The sequence below is a fragment of the Mucilaginibacter sp. GW822-FHT03E02 genome (assembly GCF_058801545.1).
Genome location: NZ_JBXANJ010000001.1, coordinates 963,453 through 975,908 on the forward strand (window position 1 = coordinate 963,453; position 12,456 = coordinate 975,908).

The following is a 12,456-nucleotide window of genomic DNA, read 5'->3' on the forward strand; positions in this document are numbered from 1 at the left end:
GAGGTACGAAGCAATCCCCGACATGCTAAGTCCTACATAGTTCAGGATTGCTTCGTACCTCGCAATGACGGTAGTTTAGTACATTGGTTTAACTATATTTCGTTGCACGTCACAACGATTTTTTTAAGGATCATCCTGATGGTCACTCGCAATGACATGATTCTATTAAACCTACGCTTGCCCCTAAAACAAGTTCCCCTGCTCCATTTCGGCACCCAATGTTTCCTGCAGATAAGAGCGGATCATGGCGATGAGCTGCGGGCCATATTGTGTGGCTTTTTGCGGGCCGACCCCTTTAATGGCACCCAAAGCTTTGATGGTAGGTGGCAATTTTTCGGCAATTGCAGCAACTGTTTTCTCGGACAACACCATTCCCGGCATTATATTTTCCTTCTCAGCCGCGGTATCGCGCCAAGCCATCAGCTGGTCAAAAAGCTGTTGATTTGGCTTTTCGTTCAAAGCCTTAACGTAGGAGTTCGATTGGTTTGAACCAGCCTGATCTTGTGCCTTCCGCTTTTCTTCAAGATATGTAATAGCGGTAAAAGTATTTTCAGAAAAGTGGTCCATTAACACAATCCGGGCCATCATCCATTGAATCAGTTTATCTGCTTTGGCCGCTTTGGTTTCTTTATCTTTAGATAAGCCCATAAGCACCGGGATTTGCTGATGCAGGTTTTCGACAGCTAAAGCCAGTTTATCTTTGAAATAGAGGGCCGCTTTTTGGATGCGTTCGGGCTGATAAGTGGCTAATTGCTGGGATAGCTTTTCTGCTATATCAAAAATATCTTTTTCCATGTCAGGCGCTGCCTCTTCAAAGCCAGTAATCCGATTTTGTAATCCACTGAAGTTAAACAACTCGGCCAGTAACGATTGACGATATAGCTCCTGGTCGCGTTCCAGTCTTTCCTCATCCGGTTTAAGGGACTTTGCTTGCTCATTAAAACGGGCAACGGCCGGGTCGCCGATGATGTTGTGCGCGGCAATGGGGTTACGCAATACCATGCCCGACAGTGTCCGGCAACGGCTGAGTGCTACATAAGCCTGCCCGTGGGCAAAAGCCTCGCTTACATCAATAATGGCTTTATCAAAACTCAGGCCCTGGCTTTTATGAATAGTGATAGACCAGGCCAGTTTCAGCGGGATCTGGGCAAAGCTACCGGCATTGGTCTCGTTAATTTGCTGATCTTCCAGTTGATATTTAATATTGGTCCACTCCAAAGCCTGTACGGCAATTTCACGTTCTTCATGACCGCAGCGTACAAAAACAGTATCGGGTTCTATCCGGGTGATCACCCCTATTTTCCCATTATAAAAAAGTTTTTCGGCCGAGCTATCGTTTTTAACAAACATCACCTGGGCGCCTATTTTAAGCTTCAGGTTGATTTCTGTAGGATAAGCATCCTTGGGGAACTCGCCGCGGATAGTGGCCGCAAATTCAAACTCCTGCCCTTCCAATGCTTCCACAAATTCGTTATTCAGCTGCTGGGCAATGGAGTTATGTGTAGTAAGGGTGATGTAAGGCTCTTCGGCCGTAGGGCGAAAACCCGGCTGATGACGTGCATTCAGCAACTCCAGGTTACCGGGGCTGATGGTTTGGTTACGCACTTCGTTCAAGATATCAACAAAGGCCTGTTCCTTTTGCCTGTACACATGATCGAGCTCGATTTTTACATAAGGTGCCTTTTGCATCACCAGGCTGCTGAAGAAATAGGGGGTACTATAATACCGCCCAAGCAGCATCCATTCCTCATCGCGGATGATGGGGCTTAGTTGCGACAGATCGCCTATGAGCAAAAGCTGTACACCGCCAAAAGGCTGGGTGGTACCTTTTAGGTTTCGTAATATGAGGTCTATCTGGTCAAGCACATCGGGCCGAACCATACTTACTTCATCAATGATAAGCAGCTCCAGGCTGGAAAGCAATTCCTTTTTTTCCGGGCTATAATGCATCTCGGGCCGGGTATTCCCTACCGGGATGATGGGACCGAAGGCGATCTGGAACAGCGAATGAATAGTCATGCCGCCCGCATTAATAGCAGCTACGCCCGTAGGCGCTACAACAGCCATTTTCTTTTTTGATTCCTGCCGTACCCGCTGTAAAAAAGTGGTTTTACCCGTGCCTGCCTTACCCGTTAAAAAAACAACCGTGTTGGTTGTTTCCAGGTAATCAAAAGCCATCTGCATTGCCGGGTTTGTCTCGTTCATATTTTCGGTTGCAATGTTAATATAAATTTTATTTGAGCCGGATATTAAAGTCATGAATTATGGCAAACGCATATAAATTGGGTTAACATAACTTAACACATTTTTAAAAAATTAAATTATAAATAATTGATAATTAACATATTATAAATATTCATGGTTAACACTCAACTTCAATTAACAAACAGCTTTTTCAGGAGCATTTAGTATTGGTAGCAATGGCGGTTTTGAACGCCGGTCACGACTCACCCCGGCTACGCTGCGCTGGCCGACCCTCTCTCCGGCTGCGCCGCATAGAGGGTGAAGCTCATTTTTTGTTTTGTCTTTTTCCATAACATTTTGCATTTGGGGCAGTGCCAGGTTTGAACGCCGGTCACGACTCACCCCGGCTACACTGCGCTGGCCGACCCTCCTCCGGCTGCGCCGCATAGAGGGTGAAGCTCATTTTTTGTTTTGCCTTTTTCTTCCACTCCCGCGAGGTTAGCGTAGCGTAACTCGTGGGTACAACTGGTGTAAGCTTATAGCTTACGGAGTTCAGCTGAAAGCTGAAACCAGCCTTTCGTCACGGGTTATAACCCCGCGACAGTTTTATTTTTTTTGATTCTTGATTCCTGACTCTTAATTCTTGACTTTCCTTTTTCCCCTGTTATTTAAAATTCCTGCCTTTGTGAAAAACCTCCTTAACCGGCGTAACCAACGACGTTGTTTCATCGCTACGCGATAAGGTTAATACCGGCAAATCTTCGGTGTGGGCGGCGGTAAGGCCGCGTAATAGTGTCGACAGGTTAAAAAAGCGATGTGCTATCACGTGAATTACTTCCCCCTCGATCTGCAATTTACCCTCTACCATCAGCAGGCGGGCTTGCACTATTTCCTTCCGGTATTTATCAAAAACCTTTTCAAACGCCACCAGGTTGGCAAAGCCGGTTTCGTCTTCTATGGTAATAAATAAAATCCCCTTAGCTGTACCGGGTCTTTGCCGTACGGTTACCAGGCCGGTAACTTTAACCGGGTCGCCATCTTTTAGCTGCGCCAGCCGGCCGGTAGCTGTTACTTTTAACAGATCCAGTTTTTCGCGTACAAAGCTAACGGGGTGTGCCTTTAGCGATAAACCTGTAGAGACATAATCCTGCACCACATGCTCGGCCTGGGTCATTAATGGCAACGTAACCTGAGCCTCCATAGCACTTTCGGATAGCTGGCCGGCAAACAGGCCGATAGGCTTATCGTTAAGTGCGGGCACTTCCCATAAAGCTTCGCGGCGGTCGAGCTTCAGGGAGCGGAATGTATCAGCATCGGTAAGTTTTTCAATGGCGGCCTGCGGTACACCGGCATCGCTTAACTGGCTGATGCTGGTATAACCTGTTCCGCGCCCTGTTATCAGCGCCTGCATGTCGTCCTCACGCAGGCCGTTCACCTGCCTGAAGCCTAAACGAACGGCGCAAAACTTACCATCTTTTTCTTCCAGCGTGTTATCCCACATGGAGTGGTTTACATCTGCCGGGCGCACAACTACACCATGCCTTTCGGCATCAATCACTATCTGCGCCGGCTGGTAAAAACCCATTGGCTGGCTGTTGAGCAAAGCCACGGCAAAAACATCCGGATAATACCACTTAAGCCATGATGAAATGTATACCAAATGGGCAAATGAAGTAGCATGGCTTTCGGGGAAACCATAGCTGCCAAAGCCCTCCAACTGCTTAAAAATACGTCTGGCAAAATCTTCGGTATAGCCTTTACCCATCATACCGGCCACCAGTTTATCACGAAAGTTACTCACCAATCCTTTGGCCTTAAACGTAGCCATACTGCGGCGTAACTGGTCGGCTTCGGCAGCGGTGAAATTTGCCGCTACCATGGCAATCTCCATAGCTTGCTCCTGGAATAAAGGTACCCCTAATGTCCGTTTCAATATCTTTTTCAGTTCTTCCGAAGGATATTCAACTTTATCTATCCCATCGCGCCTGCGTAAATAAGGGTGCACCATATCGCCCTGTATAGGGCCCGGGCGCACAATGGCTACTTCTATCACCAGGTCATAAAATACCCGTGGTTTCAATCGCGGCAGCATTGACATTTGTGCGCGGCTTTCTATCTGGAAAACGCCGAGTGTATCGGCATGGCAAATCATTTCATATACCGCCGGGTCGTCTTGCGGCACGTTTGCCAGGGTCAGTTCTTCCCCGTAATGCTGCATAACCAGGTCAAACGCTTTGCGGATGCAGGTGAGCATGCCCAAAGCCAGCACATCTACCTTTAAAATGCCCAAATCTTCCAGGTCGTCTTTATTCCATTCCAATTGGGTGCGATCTTCCATGCGGGCATTCATTACGGGGCAAAGGTCTGAAAGCTTGCATTGGGTAATCACAAAACCGCCGGTATGCTGCCCCAACTGTCGGGGAAAGCCCATCAGTTCTTCGGTTAGTTGCAGTACTTTTTTCAAGAGCGGATCATCAGGGTTCAGCCCCTGTGCAATAATACACTCACGGTCAAAATCATCTTCCGAAAAGTCCCGGATAGCGCCCGAAAGCCTGTTAATGGTATCTACCGAAATACCCATAGCCTTACCCACATCCCTGATTGCGCCTTTATGCCGCTCCTGTGTAACCGTGGCAACAATAGCCGCATGTTCGCGGCCATAGGTTTCATATATCCATTGGATAATTTCCTCACGGCGCTCGTGCTCAAAATCAACATCCACATCGGGCCATTCCTCCCGCGAATCGGACATAAAGCGTGAAAACAGCAAGTTAGATTTAGCAGGATTAACGGGAGTTATCCCCAGGCAAAAACAAACCGCGCAATTTGCCGCCGAGCCCCTTCCCTGGTGCAAAATTTTTAACTCCTCGGCCTTTTGGGTATATTCAAAAATCCGTAAAAAATAAGGGGCCAGTTTTCGCTTCTTAAAAAAATCAAGCTCAAACTGGATCTGTTTCTTTTGTAATTCAAATTCCGCATCGGTAAACATTTTTTTGGCACCGGCCCAGGTATGTGATGCCAGGTGCTCATCTGCCGTGCGCCCATCGGGACTAATCCACTCCGGCTCCAGGTATTTTAAAGTATCTAACGAAAAATGACAGGCATTGGCAATTTCCTGGCTACGTGCCAAAGCATCAGGGTATTGCTTAAACAAGCGTTCCATCTCTTCAATAGGTTTCAGGTGTCTTTCAGCATTGGCATGCAGCCGGAAACCGGCGTTATGAATGGTGCACTTTTCGCGTACACAGGTTACTATATCCTGTAACTCGCGTCTTTCGGCCTCATGATAATGCACATCATTGGTAGCCACCATAGGGATGGTTAATTGCGAAAGCCGGTAAAAGCGTTTAGCATCATCGCCATGGTAGGATCGGGTTGCAGCTATATATAAATCATGGCCCAAAACTGCCTGGTACTCCTTTAAATCCTGCTTAAATGAATCATCAAAATCAAAACAGGTGTTTAATTCATCGGGGAGAATAATTATAAATTTTATGCCTTCGGCATGTTCAAATACATCGTTTTTATACAGATCGCATTTGCCTTTTTCGGTACGCAGATTGCCTTTGGTAAGCATAGCGCACAAACGCCCCCAGGCTGTAATATCGGTAGGATAAGCCAGCAGACTGGGGCCGTCCAACAAATCAAGCCGACAGGCCGGGATAAAACGGATGCCGGCACTTTTTGCAGCGGCATGGGCACGCACTACACCTGCAACGGTATTACGGTCGGTAATGGCAATAGCAGTATAGCCCAGCTTTACGGCTGCCTCAACCAGTTCGGCGGGGTGCGAGCCGCCACGCAGGAAGCTAAAATTGCTGGTAACCTGTAATTCCGTGTACTCCATAACCTATGCAAAAAAGCCATGAATAAACCATTGATTTGTTTCACCGGCCACATAGGCCCCCAGGCGAAAGATCCAGTAACGCTTGCCATCCATATCTTCAACATGGTAATAATCACGGCGTTCGCCATTTTCAAGCCACCATTCACGCTCAATACGCTCGGGGCCATCTGCCTTTTTAATGTTGTGCACCTTATCCTGGTAGATAAAAAGCATGGGCGGATAATCGGGCACCAGCGAAGTGACCTTAACCGGTTCGGGCCGGGCTAAAAGCTGTGTGGGCCGCGGCCTGCTGATGCGCCAGGCGGTAGTTGGTTTCTCCAGTATAGTAGCGGCTTTTCTGACAGATCGCTCGGGCCAGTAATGCTCATCAGGCAGGTAACGGTGAATAACATTGGTATTTATTTTACCGGCAATCCTGTCCAGCAGTTCGGCTACTCCTGTATCATCCAGGCCGCCAACCTCGCACCACAGGCGTTCCTGTACAGGGTCGGCATCATCTACCTTGGGGGCATCCAGCACAAAAAGTTCAATCCCCAGGGCAGGCTCTATGGTGGCTATTTTAAGCTCGAATAATTTAAAAAGGTGCTCCACATGGTGCGATGCCCGGTTGGTACCTATCTGCACCCGCTCAACCTTGCCATCCACCCGGTAGCACCTCAGTACACCCGTTCGTAACCCTTTGCCATCCTGCTGCAACCTTTTACACATACTTTCCAGTAACCGCCTGATGGCAATTTCGATACCGGTAGCCGTATTGATGGGTTCCATGCAGGGCAGGCGTTCCTGGTAGGGTTCAACCGGCTGTAATAATTGCATCGGCTCATCCTCGTTGCCCAAAGCCTGGTTAAGCCGCATCAGCAAATGCTCCCCAAACCGGCGGCGTAGTACCGACCGTGGCATGCGGATAAAACTGCCAATGGTACGCAGCCCCAGTTTTTGCAAACGTTCGGTAATAACCGGCTCCAGCCGCAAGGCCACCGGCGGTAATGGCAGCAATGCCGTTGCCTGCCCATAACTTTCAACAATGGGGCTCAGCCTGCCAAAACGCGCAATGGCCCAGGCCGCACCAATACTATCGGCCATGGCGGCGCGGGCATCGTAGCCCTTGCTTCTTAATTTAAGTACTATCGTTTTCAGGTATTCCCGCTCGCCGCCCCAAAGATGGGTACAGCCGGATACATCAAGGATCAATCCATCGGGCAAATCAATGGCGATGGTGGGCGTATAGCGGATGCACCACTCGCCTAAGGCATGTAATAATTTGGCGGCCCTATCGGGTTGTTCATCTATCACCTGCAGGCCAACTATTATGGCTTTGGCATCGGCAGCAACCATGCCTGCTTTTACACCATGCACTTCGGCGGCACGGTTGGTGGCGGTTATTACCATGCGGCCGTGATCTTTTATCGCAAAAACAAAAGGCACATCTTTCAATTCCGGCTGCTTCAGGGTATGCCAGTCGGTAGTTAAATGACGGAACCATATGGACATAAACCGCTTAGGCATATTGATGGTATGCTATTTCTGTTACCGCCTTCTCTTCAACAACCAGCGCAAAGCTGCCGGCCACCCATTCTACCTGCCAGCAGCCGGGGTTGCCGTTACGCACCTTTAAAAGTTCTACCTGCCAGCGCGGGAAGCCTACGCCGGGTAAACCATCTTCCAACTCGCTGGGCAGGTGCGTTATTTGCCAGCGGGACACACAGGCGGTGGTACTTAGCTTTTTAGCATCCGTGCGCAACACAAATCCGGTGACCTTGCTGCTTTCAACCGCCAGCTGTAAACGGCGCGACTGGGTAAAGTTGATGCCGGGTAACTCGGCAATAACGGCTGCCAGGCCATCGCATTTCAGGGCTTCTTCGGTTGCCCATAGCAAATCTTTTTCGCGCTGCAGGTCTATAAATATCACCCGCTCGGGCGGTACCCCAAATACTTTAAGCGCGGGTGGGAAAACCGTACGCGCTTTGCTTATCCACAAGCAAACCCCATTGTTACGCATCAGTTGGGCCAGTATGCCGCCCATAAAACCGCTGGTGGCCGCGGCATGCTCCGGCTCGGTAGTTAAAAACTCATGCACCGCACCTACCGGGAAAATACCATTTGGAAAAGCAGCCTCAATAGGCCCCAGGCCAAAGCTATCGTCGGCACCGGCAATGGGCGCTTTAAAACCCTCCCACAATAAAATATCTTTTTTCAGCTGGCTGATAATATCCTTTTTTGCTTCCATGAGTTTCAGTTTAAAGTTGGTTCACGAAAAACAGGTATAAATAACCCCATATAAACCGTTAGGTGTACTACCATGTGCCTGCTGATAGCCTGCCCAATTTCATGGATGGCCTGTACACTTAACGGGCTTTCATAATCGGCATTACGCGGGTCGGGCACAGGTTCAAAATAACGCTGTATGTCGTCATCCTGCACACGGGCGTTACGGTCGTACCACTCCCCCTGCTCCAGTTGCAGCATCATGGTGATAAATTCCCGGCCATTATAAAACTCGATGATAAATTGCGGCGCATAGGGCAAATCCCATTGCTCAGGCGGCACCTCGTCCACCTGTATCCGGGTCATGCCCCGGCTGAGCTTCACATCGATATAAAATTCTTCCATCAGAAACAGACTACAAATCTAATACTAAAAATATTAGCATTTTAATATCTTTGTAAAAAAATTTTAGCAAAGATTTGTTTTAGAGAATTTCAAAATAACTTACGCACTTCGATTGGGATGACAAATGTTCTATGCTGACTTTATTCAGTAGTGAAGCTAAAGTCTCCCCTACCGGGGGAGATTTAGAGGGGGCTTTCGCGGAAGTTATTTTAGCACAGATTTGTTTTAGAAAAAATTGGAGGTTGATATGGAACAGCTATGTTTTTTTCCCGATGCCGGGCAAAGTAAGGGCCTGCCCACCCATTTATTAGATTACCGCCCCGGCCTTTTTAGTGAACAGGAAAGCGACAGCCTGCTCCAAAAGTTTATTGCCGAAACTCCCTGGAAACAGCGCATGCAAAGGATTTATGATAAAGACATCATCACCCCACGCCTGACCGCCTGGTACGGCGACCCGGAGGTTTATGATTATGCTTCCCTAACCCAAAGCACACCCAATTACTGGACGCCCGAACTGCTGATGATTAAAAATAAAATAGAACCATTGGCCGGCATCCAATTCAACAGCGTACTGCTCAATTATTACCGCGATGGCAACGATTCGGTAACCTGGCACAGCGACCGCGAAGATGTACTGGGCAAAAACCCGGTCATCGCATCGGTAAGTTTTGGGCAGGTGCGCAGCTTTGATATCCGCAGCAAACAGCATCACCATGAAAAATATTCGGTACGGCTGGAGCATGGCTCTTTCCTGCTGATGAAAGCCGGATTGCAGGAGCATTGGGAACACCGCATAGCCAAATCTGTAAAACCGATGAAAGCGAGGGTTAATTTGACGTTTAGGGTGGTGATATGATTTTATATTTTCCCTTTTTGTAGAGACGCATCACATGCGTCTCCCCCATGCAAATCAGACTTTTGCAATCGGCCTTGCAAATCCTGAATATCCTAAAGGAGACGCATGTGATGCGTCTCTACAGAAAAAAACACCTACGAATCCGACCGTTCAATACCCCCCATTTGTCATCTTAACGCAATGAAGTTTAAATGGTTAAAATCTTTTTGATACTTGTTCGTCTAACCTAAGTATGAAGAAAAGAGTACTTGCCATTGTATTGCTATGGCTTATTATTGATGTTTATTTTTTTGCGGCGGTACAAACGCTTACCGCCAATACAACGGTTTACCTGGCCTATTGGTTATTTGATGGCTTGCTGGGCGCCACAATCGTTTTCAGCGCCTTTACCGGCAAAACCAAAGTTATATCGTGGTTAATGGCATTAATGCTGTTATCATTTGTGCCCAAACTTATTGGCAGCATTGTTTTATTACTGGAAGATGTTACGCGCCTGTTCCGTGGCTTTCCGCCGCATAGCGTGGGCGTAAGCCAGTTTGTGCTCATCATAGCCGGGGTGTTTTTCCTGCTGCTGTTGTTTGGCGTTACCCGCGGCCGCCACTATTACAAAGTAAGGCGCGAAACCTTGTACTTCCCCGACCTGCCCGAAGAATTTGATGGCTTTACCATTACCCAGTTATCTGATATCCATTCCGGCAGTTTCAGCGATGCCGAAGGTGTGCAAAAAGGCCTCGACCTGGTGAATGCCCAACAGAGCGATATGATATTATTTACGGGCGACCTTGTAAATAACCACGCTGCCGAAATGGATCCCTGGATACCGGCCTTTGCCAAACTGGAAGCGCCTTATGGCAAATATTCGGTATTGGGGAACCATGATTATGGCGATTATATGCGCTGGGATAACGTGAACGATAAGGATGCCAACCTTGTACGCCTGAAAAATGTGCATAAGGAAATAGGTTTCCGCCTGCTTTTAAACGAATCGTTAACTATAGATAAAAATGGCGAATCGCTGGCGCTCATCGGCGTAGAGAACTGGGGCAAGGGCGGTTTTCATAAATATGGCGATTTGGAAAAGGCTGCCGCCCGCGTGCCCGATGATGCTTTTAAAGTACTGATGTCACATGATCCATCGCATTGGGATGCGGTAACTATGGGTCACCACCAGCACGTTCACCTTACTTTATCTGGCCACACCCATGGTGCACAATTTGGCTTTGAATTGTTTGGTTTTAAGTGGAGCCCCATTAAGTATGTGTATAAGCAATGGGCGGGCCTTTATGAGCAAAGCGGCAAATATTTATATGTAAACCGCGGTTTCGGTTTTCTTGGGCTGAAAGGCCGTATAGGCATCTGGCCCGAAATTGCCGTGCTTACTTTAAGGCGTAAATAGTTATTTTTGACGCCATGAGTCAACCTGTATTGCCCCATTCTGCCATCAATTTTTTAACCGACCTGAAAAATAACAATAACCGGGAATGGTTTACCGCGCATAAGGAGTTTTACCAGCAACAGCTTGGTTTTGTGGAGGGTTTTGTAGATGCCATACTGGCCAACTTAAACCTGCACGATGTTATTGAAACGCCAACCGGTAAAAAAAGCATGCACCGCATTTACCGCGATACCCGGTTTGGTAAAGATAAAACGCCCTATAAAATCAATTGGAGCGGCAGTTTCAGGCGTGCCACCAAATACAGGCGCGGCGGCTACTATTACCATTTTGAGCCCGGAAACACCTTTATTGCCTGCGGATTTTGGGCACCCAATCCGCAGGATTTAAAACGCATCAGGGATGATATCGCTTTTGATGATAAGCCGCTCCGCAATATCCTCAACAGCGCAACTTTTATCAAAAGCTTTGGCACGCTGCGTGGTGAAACCGTGAAAACCACACCAAAAGGTTACCCCGCCGATCATGAGGCTATCGACTTGTTGCGGTACAAGCAATACCTGGTTGTGCACCGCTTTACCGACGAGGAATTTTTGAGTTCCGGCTTTTTTGAAAGTGTTTGCCAGGCACTGCAGGATATGCGCCCGTTTTTAGATTACATGAGCGAGGTGCTGGTGACTGATATTAATGGGGTGATTGATTAGGGTGTGAGTTATGGCTATGCTTGAATAATGTTTTTTAAAGATTTGTTGGGCTGAGTCGTGAAATTTTGCAGATTCTGAAGGAGTAATGACAACGTCCCCCCGATGTCATGCCGAACTTGTTTCGGCACCCCACATGCTAAGTTAACTTCATGCGGGTCACCTGTCCTGTGGGATCCCGAAACAAGTTCGGGATGACTTCCGTTTTTTAACTCGTCATGGGTGAGTCGTAGCCGCCATACGATATACGTTACTCTCCCCCAAACTACCATTGCTAAAACCAATCCCACACCTTAACTTTGTGATACACACCACTATTAACCATCCACGCTATGGCCAGTCAAACCATCAAAGCCCCAAACATTACACAATCGGTACCTTTTTTTATGATCGCCGAAATGGAGCGATCATTACACTTTTATGTGGAAGGATTAGGCTTTACACTGGTTAATCAATGGGTACCAAAAGATAAAATAGAATGGTGCTGGCTTCAACGTGGCGGTGGTGCGCTCATGCTGCAAACCCTGCATAAGGACATGCCCGGGCGCGGTTTTGGGGTATCTGTTTGCTTTCAGTGCCAGGATGCGCTGGCATTATATCACGAGTTTGTGGAACAAGGCCTTAAACCCAATGAGCCTTTTGTTGGAAACAACATGTGGGTAGTTACCATAAAGGATCCCGACGGCTATAACCTGGATTTTGAAAGCCCGACAGACGTACCGGAGGAGACTAAATATTCGGACTGGAAAAATGAACAATAAACGTTATTAATGGGTTGTGATGTATATAACATCTATTCTATTTGCCAGGATAAATTGCATACACCGAACAAATATTTCTTCTTTTTTGTTTAAATTTGTATTCA

9 protein-coding genes are annotated in these 12,456 nt (G+C 47.7%); 4 read left to right on the forward strand and 5 right to left on the reverse strand.

The window, feature by feature from the left end; all coding sequences use genetic code 11:
- Positions 1-183: 183 nt before the first annotated feature.
- From AC1RM2_RS03810 to AC1RM2_RS03830, 5 genes are all read right to left on the reverse strand, one after another.
- Positions 184-2,205 carry an HRDC domain-containing protein gene (locus tag AC1RM2_RS03810; protein WP_492983541.1) on the reverse strand — a complete coding sequence of 674 codons (2,022 nt, stop codon included), beginning with the start codon at positions 2,203-2,205 and terminating at the stop codon, positions 184-186.
- Between the two features lie 643 nt (positions 2,206-2,848).
- Entirely contained in the window at positions 2,849-6,031 is a 3,183-nt protein-coding gene (locus AC1RM2_RS03815; protein ID WP_492983543.1) for an error-prone DNA polymerase, read from the reverse strand.
- A gap of 3 nt (positions 6,032-6,034) precedes the next feature.
- Positions 6,035-7,537 (reverse strand): Y-family DNA polymerase, encoded by a 1,503-nt coding sequence (locus tag AC1RM2_RS03820; RefSeq protein ID WP_492983545.1) that lies wholly within the window; start codon positions 7,535-7,537, stop codon positions 6,035-6,037.
- Entirely contained in the window at positions 7,530-8,258 is a 729-nt protein-coding gene (locus AC1RM2_RS03825) for an ImuA family protein (RefSeq protein WP_492983547.1), read from the reverse strand. Before AC1RM2_RS03825 ends, AC1RM2_RS03820 begins: the two co-directional genes overlap by 8 nt.
- A 5-nt stretch (positions 8,259-8,263) precedes the next feature.
- The gene (locus AC1RM2_RS03830; RefSeq protein ID WP_492983549.1) at positions 8,264-8,641 is read right to left on the reverse strand and encodes a hypothetical protein; all 378 of its coding nucleotides are present in this window, start codon (positions 8,639-8,641) and stop codon (positions 8,264-8,266) included.
- Between the two features lie 247 nt (positions 8,642-8,888).
- Here AC1RM2_RS03830 and AC1RM2_RS03835 point away from each other — a divergent pair, with 247 nt between their 5' ends.
- The 4 genes from AC1RM2_RS03835 to AC1RM2_RS03850 all read left to right on the forward strand — a co-directional run bounded on the left by AC1RM2_RS03835 (position 8,889) and on the right by AC1RM2_RS03850 (position 12,352).
- A complete protein-coding gene (locus AC1RM2_RS03835; protein WP_492983551.1) occupies positions 8,889-9,497 on the forward strand; it encodes an alpha-ketoglutarate-dependent dioxygenase AlkB family protein in 609 nt (202 codons plus the stop codon).
- A 232-nt stretch (positions 9,498-9,729) separates the two neighbouring features.
- Positions 9,730-10,893, forward strand: a complete 1,164-nt coding sequence (locus tag AC1RM2_RS03840; protein ID WP_492983553.1) for a metallophosphoesterase — start codon at positions 9,730-9,732, stop codon at positions 10,891-10,893.
- A gap of 14 nt (positions 10,894-10,907) precedes the next feature.
- Positions 10,908-11,594 carry a DUF2461 domain-containing protein gene (locus AC1RM2_RS03845; RefSeq protein WP_492983555.1) on the forward strand — a complete coding sequence of 229 codons (687 nt, stop codon included), beginning with the start codon at positions 10,908-10,910 and terminating at the stop codon, positions 11,592-11,594.
- Between the two features lie 329 nt (positions 11,595-11,923).
- Positions 11,924-12,352: a VOC family protein gene (locus AC1RM2_RS03850; RefSeq protein WP_492983557.1), complete on the forward strand. Its 429-nt coding sequence runs from the start codon at positions 11,924-11,926 to the stop codon at positions 12,350-12,352.
- Positions 12,353-12,456 lie beyond the last annotated feature (104 nt).

Excerpts from the sequence above, each read along its gene's own strand:
- AC1RM2_RS03825 (WP_492983547.1), bottom strand. The coding sequence starts at position 8,258 with ATGGAAGCAAAAAAGGATATTATCAGCCAGCTGAAAAAAGATATTTTA.
- AC1RM2_RS03830 (WP_492983549.1), bottom strand. The coding sequence starts at position 8,641 with ATGGAAGAATTTTATATCGATGTGAAGCTCAGCCGGGGCATGACCCGG.
- AC1RM2_RS03840 (WP_492983553.1), top strand. The coding sequence starts at position 9,730 with ATGAAGAAAAGAGTACTTGCCATTGTATTGCTATGGCTTATTATTGAT.
- AC1RM2_RS03850 (WP_492983557.1), top strand. The coding sequence starts at position 11,924 with ATGGCCAGTCAAACCATCAAAGCCCCAAACATTACACAATCGGTACCT.
- AC1RM2_RS03845 (WP_492983555.1), top strand. The coding sequence starts at position 10,908 with ATGAGTCAACCTGTATTGCCCCATTCTGCCATCAATTTTTTAACCGAC.
- AC1RM2_RS03835 (WP_492983551.1), top strand. The coding sequence starts at position 8,889 with ATGGAACAGCTATGTTTTTTTCCCGATGCCGGGCAAAGTAAGGGCCTG.
- AC1RM2_RS03820 (WP_492983545.1), bottom strand. The coding sequence starts at position 7,537 with ATGCCTAAGCGGTTTATGTCCATATGGTTCCGTCATTTAACTACCGAC.
- AC1RM2_RS03810 (WP_492983541.1), bottom strand. The coding sequence starts at position 2,205 with ATGAACGAGACAAACCCGGCAATGCAGATGGCTTTTGATTACCTGGAA.
- AC1RM2_RS03815 (WP_492983543.1), bottom strand. The coding sequence starts at position 6,031 with ATGGAGTACACGGAATTACAGGTTACCAGCAATTTTAGCTTCCTGCGT.